Origin of the sequence: Streptomyces sp. SN-593, assembly GCF_016756395.1 — a bacterium.
Classification (GTDB): domain Bacteria; phylum Actinomycetota; class Actinomycetes; order Streptomycetales; family Streptomycetaceae; genus Actinacidiphila; species Actinacidiphila reveromycinica.
The window spans coordinates 3,361,408-3,388,026 of record NZ_AP018365.1 but is presented as its reverse complement, the minus strand read 5'-3'; the positions used below and the strand labels follow the sequence as shown (position 1 = coordinate 3,388,026).

Sequence of the window (26,619 nt, the reverse complement as noted above, 5' to 3'; positions counted from 1 at the left end):
GCGGGATGGTCACACGGCACGACGTCACAGGAGCGGGCGGGCTGCGGCTCGCGGCGTGGGAGTACGGCACGTCGGCCGGGCCGGGAGCTGCCACGCCGACGGGCGCGGGCGCGCCGGCCCGTACCGGCGCCGACCGGTCCGCGCAGGCCGACGCGCGCGCCGCGGCAGGGGTGGCGGCGGCCGCCGACAAGGCGGTGCCGGACGGTGGCGGCGAGCCCCGCCTCGTCGCGCCCCGCCCGTCCGAAGAGGCTCCCGGCGGACAACCCCCCGGCGTCCTCCTGCTGCACGGCGAGCTCGGCCTGGCCTCGCACTGGGCCGCCACCGCCCGGCACCTCGCCCCGCGCTACCGGGCGGTCGCGCTCGACCAGCGCGGCCACGGCCACAGCGGCAGGCCCGCCGGCCCCTGCACACCGGAGGCGTACGTCCAGGACGCCCTCGCCACCGTCGAACACCTCGGCCTCGGGCCCGTCACCGTGGTCGGCCACTCCATGGGCGCGCTGACCGCCTGGCGGTGCGCGGTGCGCCGGCCCGACCTGGTGGCCGCCGTCGTCCTGTGCGACATGCGGGCCTCGGCCGTGGGCGAGGCGGCGCAGCGGGAGTGGGCGGAATGGCTGGCGTCCTGGCCGCTGCCCTTCGCCACGCTCGACGACGCGCGCCAGTGGTTCGGGGTCGACGACCCGCGGGCCGATCCGCCCGATCCGGTCCGCGGGGACTTCTTCGCCGAGGTGATGAGCGAGCGCGAGGACGGCTGGCGCCCGGCGTACGAGGCCGCCCATCTGCTGCGCTCCCGCGAGCACTGGATACGTGACGCCCACTGGGACGAGTTGGCGCAGGTCCGATGCCCGGCGCTCGTCGTCCGCGGGCCGGCCGGGGAGTTGGGCCGTGCCGAGGCGCAGGAGATGGTCCGCGTCCTGCCGCGCGGGAGCTACGCCGAGATCGCCGACGCCGGCCACCTCGCCCCGTGGGAGCGGCCCGAGGTCTGGGCGGAGGTACTGGACCGCTTCGTCGGGGAGGCGGTCGCGGCACGGGAGGCCGCCGGCTCGGCGTGAGGGCGTGAAGCGCGAGGCACATCCGCCGGACGTTGCCTGCGGGGTGTGACCACCCGCGCGTCCGGGGTGTGACCGCCCGCCCGTCCGGGCTGCGGTCCCCCGCGCGTCCGGAGTGTGAGCGCCCGCGCGTCCGGGCTGCGGTCCCCCCGCGCCTCCAGGGCGCGAGTGCCTGCGCCTCCGGGGTGCGAGTGCCCGCGCTCGCGTGGCGGCCCGACCCGTTGCTGTGCCGTGGCTGTGACGTGCGGATGAAGGAGTGTGATGCCTGTGTGTGGCGGTTGTGGAGCCGTACGTGTTCGCCGGTGAGGGGTGCGGGCAGGACGGGGGTTCGGACTGCGCGTAGCCGTTCGGCTGCTGGTAGCTTGCGGTCCGCTGGGTTCCACATCGCGACATGGGGGAGTGCGGATGCGCCGTCGGAGTCGTATCAGTCGTCGAAGTCCACGGCGGGGCGGCCGGGACGGTCAGGGCGGGCCGGCCCCGGGCGGGCCGCGCGCTCGCGGGGCCGTCGCCGGGTACGCGGCCGCCGCGGCGGTTGCCGCCGCGCTGGTGCTGACCGGTTGCGGCGGCGGGAGCGGCGCCGCCGACGCCGACGCTCAGAAGGAGCCGACCGCGAGCCGTACGGTCAGCCTGCCGCCGGCGCCGTCGGTCTCCGAGGTCGGCACCGCCACGCCGGACCCGACCGGTTCCGCGACCGCCGGGACGGACGACGGCGATGTCGGGGGAGCCTCCACGGACTCCACGCAGACCGTCGAGGGCGTCTGGCTCGCCACCGTCGACGGGGTCAAGGTCCAACTCGTGCTCGGCAAGGGCAAGGCCGCCCTGACCAGCGACCACCTGTGCGGCGGGAGCTACACCGACAAGGGCGGGGTGCGCCTGACGATGACGTGCATGGACGGCGACAAGGAGCGTACGTCCGGGCAGGGTTCGATGGCGGCGGACGGCAAGACGCTGACCGTGGAATGGAAGGACGGTCCCACCGACACCTTCACCCGGACCGGCTTGCCCAGTAGCTGAATTCGCCCCGCGCGCGCCCGACGGAAACGGGCGCGCCCTGCCCCGCGTGTGACGTCACCGTGGTGATGTCCATGTTCGGCAACAATGCTCGGGGGGCCTGGGGCGGGTGCTGCATTCGGGGCCCTCGTTTGCTAGCGTCCGGTCTGGCGGACGCGGTGTCCGCCACGTTTCCTGACAACGGGGAGGGACGCACATGGCAGGCATGCATGGCGCCGATATCGGCCAGCTGAACACGCTGGCGGGGAAGTTCGGGACCGAGGCCGGTCACCTTTCGACGCTGATCGGTCACCTGCACACGGCGACCAGTGGCAGCGCGGACTACTGGAAGGGCCCGAACGCCGACAAGTTCCGCAGCGAGTGGGACCAGCTCAAGCCGACCTTCGAGAAGTTCGTGACGACGCTGCACGAGGCGCAGAAGTCGGCCAAGAACAACGCGACCGCCATCTCGAACGCCACCGGCGGAGGCCAGTAGCCCCACTGCACGTCGAGCGGTGTGCGGTACCAGAAGGGCCGGATGATCGGAGCACGCTCCGACCGTCCGGCCCTTCCGCATGACGGCGTCACCGTCAGGACGGGTCGGCCGCCTGGATCTGCATCATCGTGCCGCCGCGGATCAACAGGCCGCGGCCGAGCGGGCCGCCGCCGATGTCGCGCGGCAGCCGGACGTTGAAGAGGTCGCCCTCGGAACCGGTCTGGGGCGACAGCAGCAGGCCGTTGCGGGACTTGCGCGCCTCGACCACGAAGCCGCGGTACTGCGAGCCCATCGAGTCGGCCGACCCGGCCGCGATCAGCGCGTGGTCACCGTCCATGCCGCTCCTGACGACCTCCTCCAGCGCGGTCTCCAGCATGGTCTCGTAGAGGAGCTCGCTGTCGTCGACGACGACCACGAACTTCTCCCCGCCGGCCTTGGCGGTCAGCTCCGTCAGCTCGTCCCCGCTCGCCTCGGTACCCGTCAGCAGGCCCAGTACGCCGGGCTCGTCGGCCAGTTCGCGCAGCGGGGAGCGGCGCGGAGTGATCAGCACCACCGGTGTGCCGCCCCCGATCAGCGACCGGGTCGCGGTGACCAGCGCCGTGGACCGGCCCGACTTCGGCGGCCCGGCGATCACGAACCCGGGCCCGGCCTCCTCCAGGTCGATGCCGACCGGCGCCAACTCGTCGCCGCCCACGCCCATCAGCGCCCACAGCCGCGACGACGGCCGGAAGTCCGGGTCGATCGCCATGGCCTCGGTCCGCGTGACGCGCGCCGGTAGCGCGTCCACCCGCATCGGCCGCTGCGGCCTGGGCAGCCGGCCGACCCGGCCGATCCGCTCGGTGGCCTGCCGGCCGATCCGCTGGAGCACCTCCACCTGCGCCTGGCCGGCCGGATCCGCGGCCAGCAGCGCCACCTGGTTCTCCTGCACACCGTGGTCGGTGGGGCGCAGCGCCCGCCCGGACGGCATGTTCTTCGGCACGTCCCGCGGGCCGAGGCCGCCGTTGCCGTAGTCGTTCGGGTCGGCCATCCGCAGGATCAGCTTGTCCGGGAAGACCGACGAGACCGCCCCGAGGAAGCCGGAGCGGTCCGACGTCATGACGACCTTCAGCCCCGCCGAGCCGCCCTCCCGGAACAGCCGCATGGCCCCCTCGATCAGCTTGCCGTAGTTGTACGACTCGAACGTCGAGGTGTAGCCCTCCCAACTGTCGAGCAGCAGCACCATCCACGGCAGCCGCTCCTCCGGCGTGGCCGCCATCGCCCGCTGCTCGGCCGCGCTCGACGCGCCCTTGACGGCGAGGAGTTGCTGCCGCCGCGACACCTCGGCGGACAGCCGGTCCAGCAGCCGCGACAGCCGCTCGGGCTGGTCGCGGGTGACCACCGCGCCGCAGTGCGGCAACGTCACCAGCGGCAGCAGCGCGTTGGCGCCGCAGTCGATGGCGTACAGGTGCACGTCGCCCGGCGAGGTGTCACGGGCGAGCGCCCCGGCGATCGTGCGCAGCGCGGTGGAGCGGCCCGAGCGCGGTCCGCCGGCGATCAGCACGTGCTCGCCGTGCACCAGGTCGATGGCGAGGCGGGCGCGGGCCTGCTGTGCGGGCAGGTCGGTGAGGCCGTAGCCGATGGGCGGCACGTCGCCGGCCGCGGCGGCCACCGCGGGCAGGTCCTCGGTGACGATCTGCTCGGGCAGCGGGTCGAGCCACGGCTTGCGCGGCGCGGGGAAGCGGAGCAGGTCGGAGGCGTCCCGGATCGCGTCCACCAGCACCGCCAGGTCGGTGACCATGGTGCCGTCGTCCGCCTCGCCCTGCCCTCCGCGCGGCACCGGTCGTCCCAGCGAGGACCAACCCAGCGGTACCACCTCGGCCTTGGCGCGCTCCTGGCCGACCGCCGGGCGGCGGCCACCGATCCGCGCGGACTGCACGCCGACCAGTGACTGGGCGCCCGAGCGGACGTAGGCGCGGCCGGGCGTGGACTTCGCGATCGCGCCGGAGTCGGGCGCGTCGATGACGTCGCGGGACTCGTCGGCGTCGGTGACGCGCAGCGCGATCCGCAGGTTGGTGTTGGCGCGGATGTCGGCGCTGACCACGCCGGCGGGCCGCTGCGTGGCCAGGATCAGGTGCACGCCCAGCGAGCGGCCGCGGCGGGCGATGTCGACCAGGCCGGCGATGAAGTCCGGGAGTTCGGCCACCAGGGAGGCGAACTCGTCGATGATCAGGACGAGTCGGGGCATCGGCTCCAGGTCGGGCCGCAGCCGCCGCGCGTCGTTGTAGTCCTCGATGTCCTTGGTGCCGGCGTTGAACAGGATCGTCTCGCGGTGGTGCAACTCCGCGGCGAGCGAGGCGAGTGCGCGCTCGGTCAGGTGCGCGTCGAGGTCGCTGACCATGCCGACGGTGTGCGGCAGCCGCGCGCAGTCCTGGAAGGCGCTGCCGCCCTTGTAGTCGATCAGCACGAAGTTGAGCGCGTCGGGACGGTTGGCCACCGCCAGCGAGGCGATGATCGTCTGCAGCAGCTCGGACTTGCCCGCGCCGGTGGTGCCGGCGACCAGGGCGTGCGGGCCGTCCTTGCGGATGTCCAGGACGAAGGTGCCGTCCGCTCCGATGCCGATCGGTGCCGCGGTGGTCGAACCGCCGCGCTGCCACACCCCGGCCACCTGCTCGCCGACCGGGTCGGGCATGCCCAGCAGGTCCAGCAGCCGTGCGGAGGTCGGCAGGGCGCTGTCCGCGTCGTCGCGGCTGACGTCGCGCACCGGCGCCATCGAACGGGCCACCAGTTCGCACCAGTCGGGCCCGACCTGGTCGGCCAGCACCTCGCCGAGGCGTTCCAGCCCCCCGCCGCGCAGGTGCAGCCGGCTGGCCGCGTGCTGGGACCAGCACACCGCGAGCCGCACCTCTTCGGGCAGCAGCCGCTCGTCCTCGTCCACGCACAGCGCGAACATCCCGAACTGCGGCCCCTCCTGGAGGAGTTGCGGCACGCCCGGCATACGGCGCAGCAGCCGCGCGCCGTCCAGCACCACCAGGACGAACGGGTCGGGGCGCAGCCTGCTGCCCCGGTTGGCGATGGCGTCGGCCTTGCGCCGGCCCAGTTCCTGGAGCAGTTCGTTGACCCGGCGGCCGGCCGCCTCCTGGTCGGTGCCGATCAACGACACGCAGTCCTGGCCCTGTTGGGGTGCGAGGTGCGGCAGCCAGTGCGCCCAGCTCCAGGACTGCTCGGCGTCGTGGGCCGAGGACAGCACCACGATCGACAGGTCGCGCGGGCTGTGCAGCACCGCGGCCTGCGACACCAGCCAGCGGGTGGTCGCCAGGGTCCGGGCCCGCTCACCCGCGACACCGACCACGCCGATCTCCGGGACCGGCAGCGGCAGCGGCACGTCGTGCACCAGCGGCGGCACCAGCGGCGGTGCGCCCTCGGGCATGTGGCCCTTGGGCTGCAACTCGACGTCGGCGGGCATGTCGGCGACGCCGATCCGCAGCCGCAGCGCGTCGGGGTCGGTCAGCCGCCGCTCCCACAACCGGCGGCGCGGGCCCGTCGCGAAGAGCAGGATCTCGGCGGCGTCGGGGTGGTGGGCCCGCCGCTCGCGCTGGTCCGAGAGCCGGGCGGCCTCCAGGCTCTCCTCGTACTCGGCCATCGCGGCCTTGTAACTCTTCGCCGCGTCCTGGTTCTTGCGCTTGCCGGCGCGGTTCTCGCTGACCCACTGGCCGACCATCATCAACGGGCTCATCACGCAGAAGAGCAGCATGTAGACCTGGTGGACCATGAAGTACATCATCACGCCGAAGATCAACGGCACGACCAGCGTGAGCACCTGGAACCGGGCGCGGTCGCCCTTCGCGCCCTTCTGCGGGACGTACAGCAGTTGCCGCGGCGGCAGGACGGACAGCCGGGGCGGCCGGTTGTAGGCCAGGCCCCCCTCGCCCATCGGCGACAGGTGGGCGTCGGGGACGCTCGGCTCGTCCAGCACGAGCACCGACTCGCCCGCCTTCACCTGCCCGCGCAGCGGCCACGGCCGCTCCGAGTCCACCGGCTCGTTCTCCAGCGTCAGGCCCGCGCCCGGCGCGCCGGCCAGTGTCACGGTGCCGTCGATGGCCACCGAGACCCGCGCGGCGGTCGGCGCCATCGCCGGGTCCCGCACGGTGACGGTGCAGCCCGGCGCCGAGCCGATCGTGGCGGTACCGACGCCGAGCCGCGCCACCCGGCCCGCGCCGGGGCCGGCGCACACCCGCAGCTCGTAGCGCCCGGACGGCTCGCCGGTGCGCATGAACGGCCCGATCGAGTCGTCGACGGTGACGCGCATGCCGTCGCGCAGCACCGTCTGCGCCTGTGCCTGCGGGTCGCAGGGCACGCCGTCGGCCCACAGCACCGGTGCGGTGGCGGCGGGCGGAGCCGGCCACGCGCCGGGCGCACCCTGCTGCCCGGCCGGCCGGCCACCGCCGTCCTGGTACGGCGTGTTCTGGCCGTTCTGCATGTTCTGTCCGTACTGCCCGGGGAACTGCACGACCACGCCGCCGCCGTGCCCGGCCGGCTCCTGCGCCACCGCACCGACTGCCTGCGCCAGCGCCAGCGCGACGTCGCCCGCGCTCGCGGAGTCGTCGGCCGTCACCAGCACGTCCTGCGCGTCGACGCCCTGCTGTACGACCGTCACGGTCACGCGCATGGCTGTGTCCCTCCCCGTAGGCCCGGACCGGGCCGTGCATCCGCTGTGCCTGTTCCCATTAACCGTCCACTGCTCCGACGAGGCTATAGGCCCGCCGAAACCCCCGGTAAGTCCCGTCGTGACCGGGGGCCGGCCGGGGGCGGGCCGGGGGCGGGCAAGGGGCGCGGCCGAGCCGGCCGGGAGCGGGGCGGCCGGCGGCGGGCGCGGGCGTTCCGCGGGGCGGAACCGTTCCTGCGGCCTGTGCGATCCTCGTCTGTACACGGGGCCTGGCCGGATCTCGCCGGTCGCGCGGGTGCGGACACCTTCGCGGCACGGCCGTCCGGCACCACGGGGCGAACAGACAACGGGAGGGGAAGCGGATGGGTGAGTTCTCCGGGATAGATCCGGACGGGCTGCAGAAGATGACCAGTTCGTTCAAGGGCGACAAGGACCACCTGCGGTCCACGGCGACGTCGTACAAGTCGCAGTTCGCCGCGAAGGGGCTCGACACCTCCTCCCTGACCCAACTCGTCGGCATCTGCGGGTGGTTGGACGACCAGATGCCGATGCTCACCCGCCGCTACCACCTGGCCATCGCGGCGGACAAGCCGTACCCGGACCACAAGGGCATGGTCAGCGTGGACGACGGCATGGTGAACACCACCGCGCAGTCGCAGAAGGACGGCAAGGCGCTGGCGGACAAGTACAACGACGCGTTGAAGAAGGGCGACGACCCGTCCGAGGACCTCTTCGCGGACCTGAGCGCCCACGCCGACGACCCGGACTACCTCAAGGCGTTCTACCAGCAACTGGGCCCGCAGAACCTGATGATCCTGACCAACGACATGTCCGACGACAACATGTACAGCCGGTACGGGGACCATCCGGACGAGGCCAAGCACGACCGGGACGTCATCGCCAAGACGTTCGGCACCTTCACCAAGGTCGCCTACGAGGGCCAGAGCGCCAAGCAGAAGCAGGCGAGCTGGGACAAGTGGTTCGACAAGTTCAAGGATCCGCGCGGCGTCTTCCGCGCGGACTACCTCACCGGCCTGCTGCCGGGCGGCTCGCAGGACAAGGACTACCTGGTCGCGCTCGGTGACCGCGTCTTCGACGAGGACCCGTCGAAGAACGGCAGCGAGTTCATGAACAGCTCCGGTCTGGAGAAGGGCGTCTTCGCCGACGACCACTACACCCAGTTGTTCGACGCGATGGCCAAGAACCCCGAGGCGTCGGGCGAGTGGATGGACCACAACTACGACACCCTGCAGACGATCATCTATCCGCACGGTCCCTGGGACCTCGGCCAGCCGCCGGCCCGGGCCCAGGCGTTCGCGGACCTGATGTCCGCCGGCACGATCGACCTGAAGAAGACGAACCGGCCGCTCGCCGAGAAGCTCACCGCCCGCATCATGATGGACAACTACCGCCACCAGAGCGGCGACGCGAGCAAGATCCACCCGTACGACCCGATCGACGTCTACTACGGCAAGCTCGTCACGGCCAACTGGAGCGACATGGTCTACGGGATCACGTCTCCGAACGGCAACACGCTGTGGGGTGCCGACGCGACGTCGGGCGGTTTCACCGAGAAGATGTCGCAGTGGGACCAGAAGGCGTTCCTGGCGGGCCAGGACCCCAACCGCCCCGGCCTGGAGGTGGGCGCCCCGCTGTGGCAGGCACTGCTCAACGAGTCGGCGCGGAACCCCACCGTCGCCGGCCAGGAGAGCGCGCTGTTCGACGCCTTCCGCACGCAGATCACCAACGAGGTCGGCAGTGCGCAGAAGGACACGACCGAGCACGCCCAGGACTACCGGGCCATGCAGCGCGGCTTGATGATGAAGGCGTACAGCAGTGCGTTCGAGTACGCCAAGGGTTCGATCGAGACGGACGCCGACGACTGGGCGGAGAGCGTCAACAGCGCCCGGACCGCCATGATCGGTGAAGCGACCAAACTGGCCGAGGGGGTGGCCACCGGAGGCACTTCGGCCATCCTGGACCTCGGGACGGAGAAGGCCACCGAGCTCGGGGGAACCGCGACCGACCTGCTGACGGACTACATCGCCAGCAAGGTGGCCGTCTCCCCGGAGGACGCGCCGGGCCTCGCGGCCAAGTACAAGCAGATCAACGACTCGGAACTCGATGTGAGCTGGCAGCACGAGTACCAGAGCGAGGCCAACGCCCAACTCACCGGCGGCGGTTTCTCGACCGACGTGACCGCGCCCGTCACGATCCATCCCAGGAACGGTCCGGCGAAGACGTACACCGGTGACCCCAAGGGCTACATCAAGGCGCCGGCCGACAACTTCCTCACGTCGGGCGGCACGGTGATGGACATCGACAAGATGACCCCGCGCCAGCGCACCGCGTACACCAACTGGCTCATGGACCCGGCGGTCGTCAACCACGTGGATTCCAGGGGCTTCACACAGGGCCAGCAGTTCCAGCATCTGGCGGAGTGAGCAGGGGATCCGGCAGAGAACGCGAAGCGGCCGCCCGGTCGGATGCCGGGCGGCCGCTTCGGATCTCCGTGGATCCCGCTCAGTCGTCCTTGCCCGCCGGTTCGATCCTGAGGGCGTCGAGGAAGGAACGCAGGTCGGCCGCGGCCTGCTGTTGGCCCGCGACAGTGAGGTGGTTCAGGACCGGGCTGTAGGTGATCTCGGCCGCCTTGCTCTGCCACGCGCACGTCGTGATGGTGTGGTCGCCTGCCGAGGTGTCAGCGCACTGGATCCTGCCCCCCTGCCGGCCGGCCGGGTAGCCCGTGATCTTCTGGTCCTTGTCGACTCCCAGCAGCGACTTGGTCTCGCTCTCGGACCCGGGCCCGAGGTGGGTGCCGTCGTCCGTCGTGAAGTCCGGCGGGTCGAGGCGCGCGGTGATCACCGCGGCACGCCCGCTCGACGCCCGATAGGTGAGGTGGACCTCGCCCTTGGAGATGTCGGTGTTGACGCTCGTCAACGCCGTCCACTCCGTGTCGCCGTTCTTCGCCTCCGTGTACGCCCCGAACGCCTTCGGGATCACCGCGGTGTGCCGGGTCGGCCCCCCGTCACCGCTGTTCGCGGCCACCGCCCACCAACTGATGCCACCGGCCACCACGGCCACCGCGGCCACCAGCACGACCACCTTCCTGCGGCGCCTGGAGCGGTCGCGCGCGGCGGGGTCGGGCACGGAGATCGGGGTGAGCGCGAAGTCGTTGTCGTTGCCGGCGGTGTTGTTCGTCACGTGGTCCTCGTCCTCCTGCGGGGGCTGCCAGATACGATAGAGGCCGGTGGGCTGTGAACACACGGGGGAAAGCAGATGGGAAGCAACGACAGCAATCCGCAGGCGACGGTGCCGAATCCGGCGATCTCCGACCTGCAGGACCTCAAGCGCCGACTGATCCAGGATCTCGGCACGCTCAAGGAACCGTTGAAGACGACGTGTTCCGACATGGGCGCCGGCACGGTGTGGGTCGGCAAGGCGGCCGATTCCTGGAACACCGACGTCAAGGGCCGGCACGGCACCATCAAGACGCTGCTCGGCAAACTCGTTCCGGTGATCGACGCGGAGATCAAGAAGCTGCCGGAGAAGGTCACACCGGGCGAGGCCAAGATGTACCACATGCCGGACTAGCGGCAGCCCGCGGCGCCGATCGGCACCGCGGACCCCGCCCGTGGGACCTCAGTGGTCCCGTACCCCTGGCATCCGCCGCGTATGTGGCGGATCGTGGAGGGATCGGGTGGGAACGGAGTAGGTGACCGGCACCGGCGCAACTCGTTTCGTTCTGTTGCAATGCTGTGTGCGGGTTGTCACCGGGCATGCCTTGAGGGCGTTTGTTTGGCGCTGATAGCGTGCGGTGACTTGACATCGGCCTGCGGGTTCGTCGCCGGACGGGAGAGCGACGAAACCGACCCGCGGGGCCGAAAAGCTGATGCGATGCGCCGGCTCGGGGGCAGTGAAGTGAAGACCAGGGAACGTTCCGCCGCGGGCGGCGGCAATGGCCGCCAGTCCGTTCCCGCACCGAATGCGAACGGACCCGCGGTCGGCAGCCGGCTGCCGGTCGCGCCGCGTGAACGCAAGCCCGCACTGGCCGCGCTCGCCGTCCTGCTGATCCTGGTGGGCGCGCTCGGCGCCACCGTCATGGTGCTGCGCGCCGGCAACAAGGTGTCCGTGGTGGAGATCACCGCCGACGTCGCGGTCGGCGACAAGATCCCGGTCTCGGCCATGCGCGAGGTCATGGTCGCCGACGGCACCGACGTCAAGTACATCCGGTGGAACCAGCGCGAGGACCTGGCGACGCGCTGGCGCGCCGCGACCAACCTGACCAGTGGATCGGTGCTGGTCAGCTCGATGATCACCGAGAAGTCCGACGTGCTCGCGCCCGGCAAGACCCTGGTGGGCCTGTCGCTGAAGAAGGGCCAGTTCCCCAGCGGCCTGGCCGACGGTCTCACCGTGGCGGCGTACCTGGTCGGCAACGACGTCAAGTCCTCGACCGACTCCTCCGCCACGGCCGGCGGCACCGGCGGCGGCTCCTCGCCGATCAGCGACGACCTGGTCATCAAGGACATCGACACCGGCAGCAACAGCAGCTTCGGCGACGGCACCGAGACCATCACGGTCATCGCGGACGCCGACGACGCCGGCGCGCTGGCGACCGCCTCCGCGGCGGGCGACGTCTCCCTCGTGCTCGTCCCCAGCAAGAACTGACCAGCGGCGCGGACCAGGCAGCGGACGAGGCGGACGAGATGGCACTGATCGCAATCGCGGCGGACAAGGGCTCCCCGGGCGTGACCACCACGGCGCTCGCGCTGGCCGCGGTGTGGCCGCGCCGGGTCCTGCTGGCCGAGGCCGACCCGGCCGGCGGGGACCTGGTCTACCGCTCGACCGGAGCGCACGGCGGGGTGCTCAACCCCAACTCCGGCCTGCTGTCGCTCGCCGCGACCGCCCGCCACGGCCTGGCCGCCGAGCAGTTGTGGGACCACGCGCAGCCGCTGGTCGGCGGGCTCGACGTGCTCGTGGGCCTGGCCGCGCCCGAACAGGCCGCGGGGCTGGCCGGGTTGTGGCCGATGCTCGGCCAGGCGTTCGCCACGCTCGCCGAGTCGCCGAACGGCGCCGCCGACGTCGTCGCCGACTGCGGGCGGCTCGGCCCGGACTCGCCCAGCCTCGAACTGCTGCCGCACGCCTCCCTGGTGCTGCTCGTCTCCCGGACCGCGCCCGAGAACCTGGCCCGGGTCAGGGACCGGGCCGGCGCGCTGTCCGCGAAGCTGCACGGCTCGCAGCGCGGCGCCGCCGCGCTCGGCCACCCGCCGATCGGCGTGCTGCTCATCGCCGACACCGGGCACAGCTCCCGGCTCACCGCGCAGGTCAACGAGATGCTGGTGGCCTCGCAGATCTCCGCCCGGGTGGTCGGCACCCTCGCCGACGACCCGGCCGGCGCCGACATGCTCAGCGGCCGGCGCCGCGGCCGCCTCGACAAGTCGCTGCTGATCCGCTCCGCCCGCCAGGTGACCGCCGACGTACCGCAGCGGTACGGGGTCCTGCGATGAGCGAGGTGGACCACTCGCTGGTCAAGCGCTTCCGGCAGGAGGCGGGCGACCGCATCGCCGAGCAGCGCCGGCTGGACCAGGTCGCGGCCCGCACGGCGATGTCACCCGAGGACGAGCGGCACTTCGCCCGCGCGATCATCGCCCAGATACTCGAGGACTACGCGCGCGCCGAGATCGCCGTCGGCCGCACCCCGCCGGACGCCCAGGCCGAGGAGGCGTACGCCGCCGCGGTGCACGCCGCGCTCTTCGGCGTCGGCCGGCTCCAGCCGCTGCTGGACGACCCCGAGGTCGAGAACATCGACATCAACGGCTGCGACCAGGTCTTCGTCGGCTACTCCGACGGCCGGGAGACGCAGGCCGAGCCGGTCGCCGAGACCGACGAGGAACTGATCGAGCTGATCCAGGTGCTCGGCGCCTACTCCGGCCTGTCCTCGCGTCCGTTCGACACCGCCAACCCGCAGCTCGACCTGCGGCTGCCCGACGGCTCCCGGCTGTCGGCCGTCATGGACGTCACCCGCCGGCCCGCGCTGTCCATCCGCCGCGCCCGCCTGGGCAAGGTCTTCCTCGCCGACCTGGTCGGCAACAACACGGTCACCCCCGAGGTCGGCTCGTTCCTGTCCGCGGCGGTGCTCGCCCGCAAGAACCTGATGATCGCCGGGGCCACCAACGCCGGCAAGACCACGCTGCTGCGCGCGATGGCCAACGTCATCCCGCCGCACGAACGCCTCATCACCGTCGAACGCGCCCTGGAACTCGGCCTCGACCAGTTCCCCGACCTGCACCCCAACGTCGTGGCGTTCGAGGAGCGGCTGCCCAACTCCGAGGGCCTGGGCGCCATCTCCATGGCCGAACTCGTCCGCCGCAGCCTGCGCATGAACCCCTCCCGGGTGATCGTCGGCGAGGTGCTCGGCGACGAGATCGTCACCATGCTCAACGCCATGTCGCAGGGCAACGACGGTTCGCTGTCGACGATCCACGCCAACGGCTCCGCCGAGGTCTTCAACCGCATCTCCACCTACGCGCTCCAGGCGCAGGAGCGGCTGCCGGTCGAGGCGTCGCAGATGCTGGTGGCCGGCGCCATCGACTTCGTGGTCTTCATCCAGCGCCGCAACGACTTCCAGCGCGGCGGCACCCTGCGCCGCGTCGTGACCTCCGTCCGCGAGGTGAACGGCGTGGACGGCCGGGTCCTTTCCAGCGAGATCTTCGCCGAGCACCCGGACGCCGGGGTGGCCCTGCCGCACGCACCCATCTCCTGCCTCGACGAACTGCTCGCCAACGGCTACCAGCCCACGGGGGTGTGGCGGTGATGTCCGTCTTCTCGATGACCGCGTTCTACGGGCTGCTCGCCGGGGCGGTGGGCGGCGGCGGCATCGCGCTGTTCGTCGTCGCGATGCGCGGCTGGGCGCCCAAGCCGGCCGCCCCCGGGCAGTCCGGCGCCGAACGCGCCTCGGAGTTCGGGCGGTTCCTCACCCAGCGCGGCTCGATCGCCGTCGTGGTCGGCCTGGCGGTGCTCGCCGTGACCCGCTGGCTGGTGCTCGGCGCGGCCACCGCGGTGCTCGTCTTCGCCTGGGACCGGCTGTTCGGCGGCGCGTCGGAGGAGCGCGCCGCGATGAAGCGGGTGGAGGCGCTGGCCGGTTGGACCGAGTCGCTGCGCGACACCATCGCCGGCGCCGTCGGCCTGGAGCAGGCCATACCCGCCTCCGCCCGGGCCGCCGCCCCCGCGCTGCGGGTCCATCTCGACTCCCTCGTCGACCGGTTGCGGGCCCGCTGGCCGCTGCCGGACGCGCTCCAGATGCTCGCCGACGAGATCGACGACGCCTCGGCCGACATCATCATCGCGGCACTCATCCTCAACGCCCGGCTGCGCGGCCCCGGTCTGCGGGACGTGCTCGGCGCGCTCGCCAAGTCCGCCCGCGAGGAGGTGGACATGCGCCAGCGCGTCATGGCGCAGCGGGCCAGCACCCGGCGCAGCGTGCAGATCGTGGTCGTGGTCTCCGTGGTGTTCGTGCTGGGCCTGTCCATCTTCAACCGCGGGTTCGTCAAGCCGTACGGGACCGCGGTCGGGCAGATGATGCTCGCGATCGTGTGCCTGCTGTTCGCGGCCGGCTTCTGGTGGCTGCGCAAGCTGTCGAAGATCGAGACGCCGGACCGCTTCCTCGTGCACGGTCCCGAACGCACCGCGCAGCAGCCGCCCGCGGTCGGGCAGTTCCCGTCCGGTCCGCAGGCGGCGGTCGGCCGGCAGGGGCCGCCCGGACGGCAGACCGGACCGTACGGCGGCGCGACCCAGCAGCCGCCCGGCGGCGCCCAGGCCGTACCGGGTGCCCAGGGCGTACCGGATATCCCGGGCGTACCAGGTGTACCGGGTGTCCCGGGCGTACCGGGCTACGGAGTGCAGGGCCGTCCGGCCGTGCCGGGACAGGGGGCCGGCAACCGATGACCACCACCATCGTCTTCGCGTGCCTGCTCGGCGGCGTCGTCGGCCTGGGCGTCTTCGCGCTGGTCCGGGCGCTCAACCCGTCGCGGCGCAGCGCCGCGTCCACCATCGCGCAGATCGACGCGCTGCGCGCCACGGGTGCCACCACCGGAACCGTGGCCACCTCGGCGCAGGCCGAGGGCTGGCGTGCCCGACTGGGCCAACGGGTCGCCGCCTTCTACCTCCAGCAGGGCTGGGAGCAGCGCTCGCTGCGCGCCGACCTGGCGGTGCTCGACCGGAGCTGGGAGGCGTTCCTGGCCACCAAGACGGTGCTGGCCGCGGCCGGCGTCGTCTTCGGTCCGGCGCTGTTCGCGGTGGCCGCGGAGGTCGGCTTCGGCATCAGCCCGATCATCCCGGTGTGGCTGGCGCTGCTCTTCGCCGTGGTGTTCTTCCTGCTGCCCGACATCGAGGTGCGGCGCGACTCCGCGACCAAGCGCAAGGACCTGCGCCGGGTGATCGGCGCCTACCTCGACCTGGTCTCGATGAACCTGGCCGGCGGGCGCGGTCTGCCCGAGGCGCTGATGGCCGCCGCCGAGATCAGCGACGGCTGGGCGCTGACGCGCATCCGCAACTGCCTGGCCGACGCGCGGATCACCGGCACCAGCCAGTGGGTCGCGCTGGGGCGGCTCGGCGACGAACTGGGCATCGAGGAGTTGCAGGACCTCGGCGTCACCCTCGCGCTCGTCGCGGACGACGGCGCGAAGGTCCGCGACTCGCTGGCCTCGCGCGCCGAGACGATGCGCCACCGCGAACTGTCCGAGATCGAGGGCCAGGCCGGCGAGCAGTCCCAGTCCATGCTGGTCGCCCAGATGCTGCTCGCCGCCGGCTTCCTGGTCTTCCTGATCTACCCCGCCGCGATGCGGGTCTTCCAGGTCTGACCACCACCGTGCCGCCCGAACGACGACCGTCCACCGAGAGGACCGAGCCCATGAACCGCATGGACCGACTGACTTCCTTCGATCCGAAACTGAGCTTCCTCCACGTCTACCTGCGCGGGCGGATCGACCGCCTGCGCAACGAGGAGGACATGTCCCGCGGCGCCTCGGCGGTCGAGTGGGTGGTCATCTCCGCGATCGTGGTGGCCATCGTCGCCGCGGTCGGCTTCATCATCAAGAACGCCCTGAGCGACAAGGCGTCCAGCGTCGGCAACTGCATCGGCGACACGGACGGCAGCAACAACGGCTGCTGACGGGTCTGTCGGGGGAGAGCGGCGATGGGACGGACGATCCGCGGCCTGCGCGGCGCGGTGCGCCGCAGGCTCGACGCGGCGCACGGGGACAGCGGTGTGGGCAGCCGCGCGGCGCCGGGGCGCGCTCGCGCGCACGCCGGCGCCGACCGCGGCATGACCGCGATCGAGTTCGTCTTCCTCACCCCGGTGCTGTTCTTCATGATCTTCGCGACCGTGCAGTTCGGGATGTACTACTTCGCCGACCACGTCGCGCAGGCGGCCGCCCGGGCGGGCGCGCGCAAGGCGCGGGACGAGGCGTCGACCGGTGCGGACTGGTCCGGCGACGCGAGCCGGGCCGCGAGCGACTACATCAGCCAGCTCGGGCCGCAACTGCTGATCGACCCGCACGTCGCGCCGAGCCGCGACCCGCAGGACCCCGAGACCGTACGGGTCCAGGTGACGGCGAAGGTGCCCGCGGTCTTCCCGCTGCCGGGTTTCTCCTTCAGGGTGAACGAGACGTCGTCGGGTCCGGTCGAGCGGTTCGTGCCGGACGACGGGGGATGAGGGACATGGAGTTCGCGCGCCGAGCGCGCGCCGTGGCGGCAGGTCGGGCCCGCGCGGCACGTCGTGAGAGGGGCCTTTCCACCATCGAGGTGGTCATCCTCGCCCCGATCATCATCATGTTCGTCCTGATGCTGGTCGCGTTCGGCCAACTCGTGGACGGGCGGGGCGCGGTGGACGGCGCGGCGCGCGACGCCGCGCGGGCCGGCTCGATCGAGCACGACCGCTCCGAGGCGATCCAGCAGGCGGTGCAGGCCGCGCACGACGACCTCCGGGGCACCTGCACCGGGCCGGCGACGGTCACCTCCGTCGGCGACACCAGTTTCCGGCCCGGCACCCTGTTCACGATCCAGGTCACCTGCGAGGTCCGCGGATTGAGCTTCCTCGGACTGCCCATCACCAAGACCGTGACCTCGACGTCGGCCTCGCCGCTGGACCCGTACCGCAGGTCGGCGACATGAGCGCGGCGGCGACCGAGACGACGGACGAGACGACGGACCGGACCGTGGACGAGACGACGGACGAGACCACGGGCCGGACCGCGGCCGTCCCCGCGGGGCGCACCCTCGCCGCCCGGCTGCGGGCGCTGCGCACCGACGACCGGGGGTCGGGCGCCGCCGCCGTGGTGATCTTCGCGCTGGTGTTCATGGCGCTGGCGGCCTTCGTGGTGGACGGCGGCCTGTCCATCGCCAAGCGCGAGCGGGCCGCCGACATCGCCGAACAGGCCGCGCGGTACGCCGCCCAGGACATCGACACGACGGCGCTGCGGGACGCGCAGGGCAACGCCCAGCCGGTGATCGACTACCAGCAGTGCACCGCCCGGGTCCAGCAGTTCGCCCGGGACGTCGACCTGCCGGCCAGCGACTGGCGCCGGGCCGGCTGCCCGACCCCGCCGACCGGACCCGACCGGGTCGAGGTGGTGGTGTACGTGACCTACAAGCCGATCCTCGGCGGCTTCTTCTACCACAACTCGATCACCGTCGAGGGCCGGGCGGAGGCCGTGTCGATCACCGGAGCCGGCAACTGAGCGCGAGCGCGCACACCGTACGACAAGGACCGAAACCACCGAAGGCAGAGGAAGAGGAAGCAGCCATGGCACGCACGACCGCCACGGGACGGCACCACGCGCAGCAGGGCGGGGGACCGGCCCGACCCCCGCGCAGGCAGCGGACGTTCGGCGACCTCGTGCGGGCGCTCGGCGCGTTCCTCGCCCTGACGGTGCTGGTCGTGGCGGTGCCGGCGGCGCTGCTGCTGTACATCGGCTCGCCGTTCCCGCACCACTTCGACTCCAGCGTGCTCCAGCAGCCGATCACCGCGGAGACGTTCGTCAACACGCTGGCGGTGCTGGTGTGGGTGGCGTGGGCGCAGTTCACCGCGTGCGTGCTGGTGGAGGCGAAGGCGGCGGTGTCCGGGGTCGGCATGCCGACCCGGGTGCCGGGCAGCGGCCCGAGCCAGTTGCTGGCCCGCCAGTTGATCGCGGCGCTGCTGCTGGTCGGCGTCAGCACCGCCGGCCTGGTGCCGGGCCTGGCGCAGCTCGGCCAGCAGCACTCGATGGAGAGCCAGGCGCGTCCCGGGGTGGCCGCGACCGCGCAGGCCACCCCCGGCCGGCAGGCGGCCCCGCACCAGACCGCCGCGCAGCAGCAGGCCGGGCCGGGGGCGTCCACCGCGCAGGCCGGCGGGCAGTCCGCCCAGCAGGCGACGAAGTTCTACCGGATCAACCCGCCCGAGGGGCGCCACCACGACTCGCTGTGGGAGATCGCGCAGCGCCACCTCGGCGACGGCCGCCGCTACAAGGAGATCTACCAGCTCAACAAGGACCGCGTGCAGCCCGACGGCTCGCAGTTGTCGCAGGCGAGCCTGATCCGGCCCGGGTGGGTGCTGGAGATGCCGGCCGACGCGCACGGCGGGGACCTCGTCGAGATGCCGGTCGCCGCTCCGCACACCGCGCCCGACGTCCTGCACTACGCCCAGCACGGCGGCGCCAAGGACACCGCGGCCGAGGGCGCGCACGCCGCGCAGCAGACGCCGGCCGCCGAACAGGGCGGTTCCGGGGGAGCCGGCGGCTCCGGTGGCGGGTCGCACCAGGACGCGGCGGGCGGTGCGAGCGAGGTGGTCACCGGCCTGTCCGCCTCCCACGGCTTCGACCTGTCCGAAGCGCTCGTCGGGGCGCCCCTGCTGGCCGCCGGGCTGCTCGCCGCGCTCGGCCGGCGGCGGCGCACCGCGCTGTGGCAGTCGCTGTCCGCGGGCGCGCTGCGCACCCCGCGCACGCCGACCGGCGCGGAGGCCGACGTGGCCGACGCGCTGCGCATCGGCGCCGACCAGGACGCCGTCGACTTCCTCGACCGGGCGCTGCGTTCGCTGTCCGCGCGGCTCGACGCGGACGGCCGCAAGCTGCCGGTGGTGTACGCCGCGTGGCTCACCGAGGACGCCCTGCACCTGCAACTGGCCTGGCCCGAGGGGGAACCGCCGGCGCCCTGGCAGAACGGCCAGGACGAGACGTTCTGGCAGCTCGAACGGGCTCGGCTGGTCGAGGACGCCGACACCTCGGCCGCGGCCCCCTACCCCGGGCTCGCGGTGCTCGGCACCCTGGACGGCGCACGGCTGCTGCTCAACCTGGAAGCGGTGCCCGGGATCGTGTCGCTCAGCGGTGGCAGGGCCGACCGCGAGGCCGTCCTCGCCTCGGTCGCGGCGGAGCTGGCCACCAACGGCTGGTCGGACCGGATGACGGTCACCCTGGTCGGCTTCGCCCAGGACCTGACGGCGCTGGCCCCCGCCCGGGTGCGGCACATCGCCACCGTCGCGGAGGCCGTGGAGATCATGGCGGCGGAGACGGTGCAGCGCGCGGGCGCGCTGCGCACCGCCGGGCAGGACAGCGTGCTCACCGGCCGCACCGGCCGTGCCCGGCACACCCAGTGGGCACCGCACCTGGTGCTGCTGGCCGCCCCGCCCACGCCGGACGAGGCGCAGCGGCTGGCCGAACTCGCCGCGGATTCCGGGCGGTTGGGCATCGGGTACCTGGTGGGGTCCGACGACGCCGATCTGCCGGGCGCCGCATGGGAGTTGGAGATCACCTCCTCGGGACGCCTGCTCGCGCCGCTGCTCGGCCTGGACATGAAGGCGCAGCTCCTGCCGAAGGCGCAGTACGAGTCGGTGCTGCGGCTGTTCGCCGAGGCGGGCGGCGACGGTCCGGGGCCGGACGCGCCGCCGTTCCTGGTCGACCTCAGCGACCAGGGCCGGCCCGGGGTGTACGCGCGGCTGCTCGGCCCGTTCGAGGTGGTCGGCATCGACGCCCCGGACCGGGAGCGCAGCGGCCTGCTGCACGAGGCGCTGGCGCTGCTGCTGCTGCACCGGGAGGGCGTGCACCCGCGGGTGCTGGCGTCCGCGCTGTGGCCGCGCGGGGTCACCGAGGACGTGCGCGACGCCCTCGTCGAGCGGCTGCGGGACTGGCTGGGCACCGACCCCGACGGCGGGGAGCGGCTGACCCTCGACGGCACCGGGCGGATCGTGCTGGGCACCTCCGTCGTCTCCGACTGGGACGTCCTGCAGACGCTCCACCACGAGGCCACCGAGGGGCGGGCGGCCGGTGACCCCGTGGCCCGGCGCCGGCTGCTCACCGACGCCCTGTCGCTCGCCCGCGGCCGGCTCTTCGAGGACCGGGCGCCGGGCCGCTACGGCTGGCTCGGCCACGAGATCGTCGACGCCCAGCACCCCGTCCTGGTCGCCGAGATCGCGCTCGCGCTCGCCTCGCTCCACCTCGACGCGAACAAGCCGAAGGCCGCGGTCGCCGCGATCGAGACGGGCATGGCGATCTCGCCCGACGACGAGCGGTTGTGGCTGGCCTTCCTGCGTGCGGCGGCGGCCACCGGCGACGCCGGCCGGCTGGAGGCCGCCGCGGCCTCGCTCGTCGCCCGCGCCGCCGGGAACGGCCCGGGCAGGGGCCTGCCGCCGCGGGTCGAGGCGCTGTTGGACGAGCTGCTGCCGTCCTGGCGCGGCAGTATCGCCAACTGACGCCCGCACAGGCGGAGTCGGGCCCGGCGCCGCAAAGGTGGGCCCTCGCACGGCGGGCTTCGGCGCCGGGGCTTCGGCGCCGGGGCGCTCCCGGGCGGGGGCACCCCGGAGGCGCGGAGCCCGGGCGCTCCCCACCGGGCCGGGCGAGCCGTCACTCCGCGGTGTCACGCGCCCGGGCGGGCCGCGACGCCGTGACGTCACGCGCCTGCGGGTTCAGGGCAGCGCGACGGCGCTGAGGATCTCCGGCAGCCGGTCGAGCAGCCGGGGCGCGGTGAACCGCAGGCTCACCACCGACAGCACGGCCGCGTAGACCGCGCCGACCGGCAGGACCGTCCACAGCAGCGCGTGGTGGCCGGTCAGGTGCAGGGCGAGGTCGAGGCCCAGCACCGGCAGACAGAACGCGGAGGCGACCACGGACCCGCCCAGCGCGTTGAACGCCACCATCGAGCCGTTCCCCGGCGCGGCGTTGCCGAACGCGTTGTCCTGCGTGACCGCGTACGGGAAGCGGACGCTGGTGTAGCCGCCGGTGGAGATCAGCGCGCCGAGGAACGCGTAGGCCATCCCGAGCACTTCGGGCATCGCGCCGGCCCGCCCGAGCAGCAGGGCGGTCGCGCAGGTCACCACCGTGACGTACGGCAGGGCGACCACCGTGAGCATCAGCGCGCGGCCGCGCAGTTCGGCCTCCGCCTCCCGGCGGGTGGTGGTGGTCGCGACGACGGTCCAGAACGCGGAGTTGTCCATGCCGAACTGGTTGTACATCTGCATGCCGAGCAGGCCGGCGGTCCACAGGCACTGGTAGACCGAGCCGTGCTGGACGACGGCGACGAGCGGCAGGAGCAGGCCCACGGCCAGGCCGGTGGCCCAGGACGCGCGCAGCTTGGGGTCGCGTCCGACGTAGCGGAACTGGCGTTCCATCACGGTGGCGGTGCGGCCGGCCATGACGCGCTCGGGCAGCAGCAGGGACAGCAGCGGCCGGCGGCCGCCCTTGCGCTCGGTGCTGTCGGGCGAGGGCTGGAGGGTGGAGGAGTCCGGCGACATCATCAGCCGGTGGAGGGTGCGGTACCACCAGCGCAGCAGCACCGCCAGCAGGACGACGGCGAGCGCCAGTTGGACCGCGGCCCGGCCGTAGTCGCCGTCGGAGACCGAGCGCACCGCGTCCACGGCGGAGGCCGGCGGGATCCAGCGCAGCACCGAGGCGACGGAGGTGACCCGGTGCAGGCCGTGGTGGGAGGAAAGGGAGCTGAGCCCCAGGTTGACCAGTTGCGCGCCGACCGCCACGACCAGCCCGCTGAGCAGGGCGAGGTCGCGGCCCTTGCGGCTGGTCAGCAGGCGGGTGTTGGCCGCCGCGACGCCGCGGGAGGCGGCCGCGCAGACCGCCAGCACCAGGACCACCGCGGGCACCGCGACGACCGTCGCCGCCGCGCCGTGGGCGAGGGCGACCACCGCGCCGACGCCGATCAGCAGGGTGAACAGCGGGCCGGCGCCGACCAGGGACGACGCCAGCAGCGCGGCGATGAGCGGGCGGGGGCGCAGCGGCAGCATCGCCAGCCGCGTCGGGTCGAGGGTGTCGTCACCGCCGAAGAAGAACAGCGGCATCACCGTCCAGCCGACGGCCACCGCGGTCACCAGGGTGGTGGCGGCAGCCGGTGCGTACGCGTCGCCGCGCAGCGCGATCATCCCGGCGCCGTTGCCCAGCGCGCAGAGCAGCGCGAGGCCGACGCCCAGGCACCAGCTCACGGTGCGGCCGGTGGACTGCCGGACGCCGTTGCGCAGCACGGCCAGTTTGAGGCGGACGAAGGTCCCGGTGACCGAGGCGGGCCGCTGCGATCCGGCCGGTGCACCGGAGGGGGCGGCCGGCGGCGGGCCGAACCCGGTGCCGGGTGGCGCGGGGCGCGGGACCTCGGGCGGCAGCGGCATCCCACCGGCGGGCACCCCGCCGGCGGGCATCCCACCGGCGGGCATCCCACCGGCGGGCATCCCACCGGCGGGCATCCCACCGGCGGGCACCCCGCCGGTGGGCGGCCCGGCGGCGGTGAGGGGCGCGCGGCTGCCGAGCGGGCCGCCGGCGGTGAGCGGGTCGCCGGTCACTTCGGGCCCCCGCCCAGCCAGTCCAGGTCGCCGGCGGTCCCGCGGTCGGCGCCGACCAGCGAGAGGAAGGCGTCCTGGAGGGTCGCCGCCCCGCCGCGCACCTCGGCCAGCGGGCCGTGCGCCACGATCCGGCCGGCCGCCATGACCGCCACCCAGTCGCACAGGCTCTCCACCAGCTCCATCACGTGGGAGGAGAACACCACGGTGCCGCCGGAGGAGGTGTACCGCACCAGCACACCCCGGATGACCTGGGCCGACACCGGGTCGACGCCCTCGAACGGCTCGTCCAGGAACAGCACCTCGGGGTTGTGCAGCAGGGCCGCGGCCAGGCCGATCTTCTTCCGCATGCCCGTCGAGTAGTCGACGACCAGCTTGTGCTGCGCGCCCGTCAGGTCCAGCACGTCCAGCAGTTGGGTGGCGCGCAGGTCCACGTCCCCCACCGGCAGGCCGCGCAGCCGACCGGTGAAGGTGAGCAGCTCGCGGCCCGACAGCCGCTCGAACAGCCGCAGGCCCTCCGGCAGCACGCCGATCCGGGACTTCACGTCGACCGGGTCGCTCCACACGTCGCGGCCCACGATCTGCACCAGGCCCTCGTCCGGGCGCAGCAGCCCGGTCACCATCGACAGCGTCGTGGTCTTCCCCGCTCCGTTGGGCCCCACCAGGCCGGCGAAGCGGCCGGCCGGCAGCTCCAGGTCGATGCCCGCGACGGCCTCCTGCTCCCCGAACCGCTTGCGCAGGCCGCGCACCCGCAGCGCGGGCGGCGGTCCCGGCGGCCCCTGGCGGCCGCCCGGCCCGGCCCGGTCCCCGTCACCGGCCTGCCACCCGCCCCCGGCCCGGCCGCCGTCATACGACGGGAGCCGGCGGCTGCCCGCCTCCGGCTCCGTCCCGCGCGCCTCGCCCATCGCACCGCACCTCTCCGCGATCCCCGACCAACGGTTCCGGTCACCCGTCCTGATCACCGGTCCCGACCACCGATCCCCGTCCACGGCCACGGCACGCTCCGCCGGCTGCCCGGCCGCGTCCCTCCCGTGTACCGCCACCCTATGTGCGACCACCGACAGTGACGAAAAGCCCGGTGTGCTTTCTGCGGACGGCGCGAAAACCGCTCGTGGCGGGGCCGTTCGCCGGATGCCGGGTGCCGCGGAGGGGCCGCGAGGGGTGACCGACGGTCATCGGCCGAGTGCCCAGTGCCGATTGCCGAGTGCCGGGTGCGCAGTGCCGAAAACCGAAAGCCGAATGCCGGGACCCGGGCCCGGCTGCCCGCCGGCGCACGCGTGCGGCTCCGTGGTGGCCCGCGGCCGGCGCGGGCCGCCTCGTCCCGCCGGGCGCTCGGTCCAACGGCGCTCAGCGCCCCGCGCGGGCCTCCGCCGCCTCGCGCCCGCACGCGTAGGCCAGCGGGCTCAGCACCTCGCCGACGTCGGGCAGCCACCGGTTCTGGTCCGTCGGGCGGCGGGCCCACTGCACGCGACCGCCCCGGCCCATCCGGGTGGGCGGGGCGGCGACCCAGTCGCCCTCACCGCGCACGGTCAGGTCCGGCGCGCCCCGCGGCCAGCCCAGCGCGGCCAGCAGCCGCGGCACCCTCGCGCCCGCCCCGGGCAGCACGAAGAACGCCATCCGGCCGGTCGGCGTGGAGACCACCGGGCCGAGCGCCACCTCCATCCGCTCGGTCCTGGCCAGCGCGTGGAAGCCGGCGCTCTCCGGCACCTCCAGCACGTCGAAGGTGCGCCCGGTCGGCAGCAGCACCGACGAGCGCGGCTGCCGGGTCCACATCCGGCGCACCTCCGAGCCGCTGCCGCTCGCCTGGGTCGCCCAGTCCGCCCTGGTCGGGTGCGCGCCCGGGGCGGGACAGGCCGCGGAGGCGCACGAGCAGCGCGGTGCGCCCCCCGCGTCGGTCTCCAGCCACGTGCCGGGCAGCACCTCCCAGTGCCGCGACCGGGCGTACGACACCGCCGCGTCGAGCAGGGCAGTGCCGTTGAGCTGGCGCGGGACCGCGAGGGTGTCTTCCACGCGCTGCACAACTGCCCCCGCGGGCCCGGGTTACGGGGCGGCGGCCGCAGCTCACCGCCGGGCGCACGGAAGCACCGGCGGGGGCGCGTACGAGCGCCCTCGCCCGGAACCGGGTATCAAACGGGGGAGCGCCCGCCGGCCGGTCCGGCCCGCCGCCGCGAGCCGGTGCGGTAAGGGTGAATAACCGTCAATTCGTGGTTTATCGGCCGGGGTTGGGGAAGAAAGACTCACCAAGGACGACAAGGGGGGATCGATGGCCGCACGACCACTCGTGGCGCGGCAGCCGAACGAGAGGCTCCAGGCACTGATCCAGGAGGCCGGCTGCTCGAACGCCGGCCTCGCCCGCAGGGTGAACATGTGCGGGGCCGAACACGGCCTCGACCTGCGGTACGACAAGACCTCCGTGGCCCGCTGGCTGCGCGGCCAGCAGCCGCGCGGGCGCGCCCCGGGCATCGTCGCCGAGGCACTGGGCCGCAAGCTCGGCCGCGCGGTGTCCATCGACGAGATCGGCATGGCCAACGGGCGGAACCTCGCCACCGGCATCGGCCTGCACTTCGCACCCACCGTGCTCGGCGCGATCGAGCAGGTCTGCGAGCTGTGGCGCAGCGACGTCGGCCGGCGCGACTTCCTCACCGGCTCCACCGTCGCCGCCTCCGCGCTCGTCGAGCCCAGCCGGGACTGGCTCATCACCCGCCCCGACCAGGGGGTGGCGCGCAACGGCGGGGCCCGCGTGGGCATGTCGGACGTCGAGGCGGTCAAGGCGACCACCCAGGCGCTCACCGACCTCGACCACCGCTTCGGCAGCGGCCACGTCCGACCGGTCGTGGTGCACTACCTCAACAGCGTGGTCTCCGGTCTCCTCGCCGGCAGCTACCGCGAGTCGGTGGGGCGCGAACTGTTCTCCGCCGTCGCCCGGCTGACCGAGCTGGCCGGCTACATGGCGGTCGACACCGGCCAACCCGGCCTCGCCCAGCGGTACTACATCCAGGCGCTGCGGCTGGCCCAGGCGGCGGGCGACCGCGCCTACGGCGGCTACATCCTGGCGGCGAGCATGAGCCACCTCGCCGCCTCGCTCGGCAACCCGCGCGAGATCGCCCAACTCGCCCGCGCCGCACAGGAGGGCGCCCGCGGACAGGTCACCGCGACCGTCGAGGCGATGTTCCACGCCGCCGAGGCGCGCGGCCACGCCCTGCTCGGCGACGCCCGCACCTTCGCCACCGTCGCGGGGCTCGCGCTGGAGGCCATGGACCGCTCCGAGCCGGACCAGGACCCGGCGTGGATCGCCCACTTCGACCACGCCTACCTCGCCGACGAACTGGCGCACTGCCACCGCGACCTCGGCCAGGCCGAGCCGGCCGCCCGCCGCGCCGAGGAGGCCCTCGCGGCCCACCCGGCCACGCGTGCCCGCCGCCGCGCCATCGACCTGCTGCTGCTCGCCGACACCCAGGTGCAGCAGCGCGAGCTGGACGCGGCCTGCCACACCGGGGAACAGGCCGTCGTACTGCTCTCGGGGCTGCGCACCAACCGCGGCGCGGAGTATCTCGACGACTTCCGCCGCCGGCTGGAGCCGTTCGCCGCCGAACCGGTGGTGCGCGCCTTCCATGCCCGGGTGGACGAACAGGAGGCGGCCTGAGGG

Annotated in this window: 21 protein-coding genes; 16 read left to right on the top strand and 5 right to left on the bottom strand. The window is 73.6% G+C overall.

Annotation, left to right across the window (positions count from 1 at the left end; genetic code table 11):
- Positions 1 to 5 precede the first annotated feature (5 nt).
- The 3 genes from RVR_RS13925 (at position 6) to RVR_RS13915 (ending at position 2,532) form a co-directional block, all read left to right on the top strand.
- Positions 6 to 1,049 carry an alpha/beta fold hydrolase gene (locus RVR_RS13925; RefSeq protein ID WP_202234162.1) on the top strand — a complete coding sequence of 348 codons (1,044 nt, stop codon included), beginning with the start codon at positions 6 to 8 and terminating at the stop codon, positions 1,047 to 1,049.
- Positions 1,050 to 1,592: 543 nt separating this feature from the next.
- A complete protein-coding gene (locus RVR_RS13920) occupies positions 1,593 to 2,060 on the top strand; it encodes a hypothetical protein (protein WP_202234161.1) in 468 nt (155 codons plus the stop codon).
- Positions 2,061 to 2,262: 202 nt separating this feature from the next.
- Positions 2,263 to 2,532 (top strand): WXG100 family type VII secretion target, encoded by a 270-nt coding sequence (locus tag RVR_RS13915; protein ID WP_237404728.1) that lies wholly within the window; start codon positions 2,263 to 2,265, stop codon positions 2,530 to 2,532.
- Positions 2,533 to 2,626: 94 nt separating this feature from the next.
- Here RVR_RS13915 and RVR_RS13910 read toward each other — a convergent pair whose 3' ends face one another.
- On the bottom strand, positions 2,627 to 7,177 hold the full coding sequence (locus RVR_RS13910) for a type VII secretion EssC family protein (protein ID WP_202234159.1): 4,551 nt from the start codon (positions 7,175 to 7,177) through the stop codon (positions 2,627 to 2,629).
- Between the two features lie 359 nt (positions 7,178 to 7,536).
- On the opposite strand from RVR_RS13910, the gene RVR_RS13905 reads away from it, so the two are divergent.
- Positions 7,537 to 9,618 (top strand): DUF6571 family protein, encoded by a 2,082-nt coding sequence (locus RVR_RS13905; protein WP_202234158.1) that lies wholly within the window; start codon positions 7,537 to 7,539, stop codon positions 9,616 to 9,618.
- A 79-nt stretch (positions 9,619 to 9,697) separates the two neighbouring features.
- Here the strand turns inward: RVR_RS13905 and RVR_RS13900 are convergent, their stop codons facing one another.
- Positions 9,698 to 10,375, bottom strand: coding sequence for a hypothetical protein (locus RVR_RS13900; protein ID WP_237404727.1), 678 nt, complete (start codon positions 10,373 to 10,375; stop codon positions 9,698 to 9,700).
- Between the two features lie 75 nt (positions 10,376 to 10,450).
- Between RVR_RS13900 and RVR_RS13895 the strand changes: the two genes are divergently transcribed.
- The 11 genes from RVR_RS13895 to RVR_RS13845 all read left to right on the top strand — a co-directional run bounded on the left by RVR_RS13895 (position 10,451) and on the right by RVR_RS13845 (position 20,888).
- Positions 10,451 to 10,765 carry a hypothetical protein gene (locus RVR_RS13895; RefSeq protein ID WP_202234156.1) on the top strand — a complete coding sequence of 105 codons (315 nt, stop codon included), beginning with the start codon at positions 10,451 to 10,453 and terminating at the stop codon, positions 10,763 to 10,765.
- A 303-nt stretch (positions 10,766 to 11,068) separates the two neighbouring features.
- Positions 11,069 to 11,839, top strand: a complete 771-nt coding sequence (locus RVR_RS13890; protein ID WP_237404726.1) for a hypothetical protein — start codon at positions 11,069 to 11,071, stop codon at positions 11,837 to 11,839.
- A gap of 38 nt (positions 11,840 to 11,877) precedes the next feature.
- Positions 11,878 to 12,678: a hypothetical protein gene (locus RVR_RS13885; RefSeq protein ID WP_202234155.1), complete on the top strand. Its 801-nt coding sequence runs from the start codon at positions 11,878 to 11,880 to the stop codon at positions 12,676 to 12,678.
- Positions 12,675 to 13,985 carry a TadA family conjugal transfer-associated ATPase gene (locus tag RVR_RS13880; RefSeq protein WP_202234154.1) on the top strand — a complete coding sequence of 437 codons (1,311 nt, stop codon included), beginning with the start codon at positions 12,675 to 12,677 and terminating at the stop codon, positions 13,983 to 13,985. The genes RVR_RS13885 and RVR_RS13880 overlap by 4 nt, the downstream gene beginning before the upstream one ends.
- Positions 13,985 to 15,115 (top strand): type II secretion system F family protein, encoded by a 1,131-nt coding sequence (locus tag RVR_RS13875; protein ID WP_202234153.1) that lies wholly within the window; start codon positions 13,985 to 13,987, stop codon positions 15,113 to 15,115. The genes RVR_RS13880 and RVR_RS13875 overlap by 1 nt, the downstream gene beginning before the upstream one ends.
- Positions 15,112 to 16,029: a type II secretion system F family protein gene (locus RVR_RS13870; protein WP_202234152.1), complete on the top strand. Its 918-nt coding sequence runs from the start codon at positions 15,112 to 15,114 to the stop codon at positions 16,027 to 16,029. Before RVR_RS13875 ends, RVR_RS13870 begins: the two co-directional genes overlap by 4 nt.
- Before the next feature lie 59 nt (positions 16,030 to 16,088).
- Positions 16,089 to 16,340, top strand: a complete 252-nt coding sequence (locus tag RVR_RS13865) for a hypothetical protein (protein ID WP_202234151.1) — start codon at positions 16,089 to 16,091, stop codon at positions 16,338 to 16,340.
- Between the two features lie 24 nt (positions 16,341 to 16,364).
- Positions 16,365 to 16,883, top strand: coding sequence for a TadE/TadG family type IV pilus assembly protein (locus RVR_RS13860; protein ID WP_202234150.1), 519 nt, complete (start codon positions 16,365 to 16,367; stop codon positions 16,881 to 16,883).
- Between the two features lie 5 nt (positions 16,884 to 16,888).
- Positions 16,889 to 17,341: a TadE/TadG family type IV pilus assembly protein gene (locus RVR_RS13855; RefSeq protein WP_202234149.1), complete on the top strand. Its 453-nt coding sequence runs from the start codon at positions 16,889 to 16,891 to the stop codon at positions 17,339 to 17,341.
- Positions 17,338 to 17,907 carry a TadE/TadG family type IV pilus assembly protein gene (locus RVR_RS13850; protein WP_202234148.1) on the top strand — a complete coding sequence of 190 codons (570 nt, stop codon included), beginning with the start codon at positions 17,338 to 17,340 and terminating at the stop codon, positions 17,905 to 17,907. Before RVR_RS13855 ends, RVR_RS13850 begins: the two co-directional genes overlap by 4 nt.
- 65 nt (positions 17,908 to 17,972) lie before the next feature.
- Positions 17,973 to 20,888 carry an AfsR/SARP family transcriptional regulator gene (locus RVR_RS13845; RefSeq protein ID WP_202234147.1) on the top strand — a complete coding sequence of 972 codons (2,916 nt, stop codon included), beginning with the start codon at positions 17,973 to 17,975 and terminating at the stop codon, positions 20,886 to 20,888.
- Between the two features lie 213 nt (positions 20,889 to 21,101).
- Here the strand turns inward: RVR_RS13845 and RVR_RS13840 are convergent, their stop codons facing one another.
- The 3 genes from RVR_RS13840 to RVR_RS13830 all read right to left on the bottom strand — a co-directional run bounded on the left by RVR_RS13840 (position 21,102) and on the right by RVR_RS13830 (position 24,983).
- Positions 21,102 to 22,805, bottom strand: coding sequence for a transporter (locus tag RVR_RS13840; protein ID WP_430393233.1), 1,704 nt, complete (start codon positions 22,803 to 22,805; stop codon positions 21,102 to 21,104).
- A 167-nt stretch (positions 22,806 to 22,972) separates the two neighbouring features.
- On the bottom strand, positions 22,973 to 23,878 hold the full coding sequence (locus tag RVR_RS13835; protein WP_202234146.1) for an ABC transporter ATP-binding protein: 906 nt from the start codon (positions 23,876 to 23,878) through the stop codon (positions 22,973 to 22,975).
- Positions 23,879 to 24,320: 442 nt separating this feature from the next.
- Positions 24,321 to 24,983, bottom strand: a complete 663-nt coding sequence (locus RVR_RS13830) for a bifunctional DNA primase/polymerase (protein WP_237404724.1) — start codon at positions 24,981 to 24,983, stop codon at positions 24,321 to 24,323.
- A gap of 253 nt (positions 24,984 to 25,236) precedes the next feature.
- On the opposite strand from RVR_RS13830, the gene RVR_RS13825 reads away from it, so the two are divergent.
- On the top strand, positions 25,237 to 26,616 hold the full coding sequence (locus RVR_RS13825) for an NsdA family TPR-like regulatory protein (RefSeq protein WP_202234144.1): 1,380 nt from the start codon (positions 25,237 to 25,239) through the stop codon (positions 26,614 to 26,616).
- Positions 26,617 to 26,619: the final 3 nt, after the last annotated feature.

Bases quoted from the DNA above. Each gene is read 5' to 3' on its own strand.
- RVR_RS13915 (WP_237404728.1), top strand. From the start codon at position 2,263: ATGCATGGCGCCGATATCGGCCAGCTGAACACGCTGGCGGGGAAGTTC.
- RVR_RS13860 (WP_202234150.1), top strand. From the start codon at position 16,365: ATGGGACGGACGATCCGCGGCCTGCGCGGCGCGGTGCGCCGCAGGCTC.
- RVR_RS13875 (WP_202234153.1), top strand. From the start codon at position 13,985: ATGTCCGTCTTCTCGATGACCGCGTTCTACGGGCTGCTCGCCGGGGCG.
- RVR_RS13885 (WP_202234155.1), top strand. From the start codon at position 11,878: ATGGCACTGATCGCAATCGCGGCGGACAAGGGCTCCCCGGGCGTGACC.
- RVR_RS13870 (WP_202234152.1), top strand. From the start codon at position 15,112: ATGACCACCACCATCGTCTTCGCGTGCCTGCTCGGCGGCGTCGTCGGC.
- RVR_RS13925 (WP_202234162.1), top strand. From the start codon at position 6: ATGGTCACACGGCACGACGTCACAGGAGCGGGCGGGCTGCGGCTCGCG.
- RVR_RS13855 (WP_202234149.1), top strand. From the start codon at position 16,889: ATGGAGTTCGCGCGCCGAGCGCGCGCCGTGGCGGCAGGTCGGGCCCGC.
- RVR_RS13845 (WP_202234147.1), top strand. From the start codon at position 17,973: ATGGCACGCACGACCGCCACGGGACGGCACCACGCGCAGCAGGGCGGG.
- RVR_RS13880 (WP_202234154.1), top strand. From the start codon at position 12,675: ATGAGCGAGGTGGACCACTCGCTGGTCAAGCGCTTCCGGCAGGAGGCG.
- RVR_RS13840 (WP_430393233.1), bottom strand. From the start codon at position 22,805: ATGCCGCTGCCGCCCGAGGTCCCGCGCCCCGCGCCACCCGGCACCGGG.
- RVR_RS13825 (WP_202234144.1), top strand. From the start codon at position 25,237: ATGGCCGCACGACCACTCGTGGCGCGGCAGCCGAACGAGAGGCTCCAG.
- RVR_RS13895 (WP_202234156.1), top strand. From the start codon at position 10,451: ATGGGAAGCAACGACAGCAATCCGCAGGCGACGGTGCCGAATCCGGCG.
- RVR_RS13865 (WP_202234151.1), top strand. From the start codon at position 16,089: ATGGACCGACTGACTTCCTTCGATCCGAAACTGAGCTTCCTCCACGTC.
- RVR_RS13850 (WP_202234148.1), top strand. From the start codon at position 17,338: ATGAGCGCGGCGGCGACCGAGACGACGGACGAGACGACGGACCGGACC.
- RVR_RS13905 (WP_202234158.1), top strand. From the start codon at position 7,537: ATGGGTGAGTTCTCCGGGATAGATCCGGACGGGCTGCAGAAGATGACC.
- RVR_RS13890 (WP_237404726.1), top strand. From the start codon at position 11,069: ATGCGCCGGCTCGGGGGCAGTGAAGTGAAGACCAGGGAACGTTCCGCC.
- RVR_RS13910 (WP_202234159.1), bottom strand. From the start codon at position 7,177: ATGCGCGTGACCGTGACGGTCGTACAGCAGGGCGTCGACGCGCAGGAC.
- RVR_RS13835 (WP_202234146.1), bottom strand. From the start codon at position 23,878: ATGGGCGAGGCGCGCGGGACGGAGCCGGAGGCGGGCAGCCGCCGGCTC.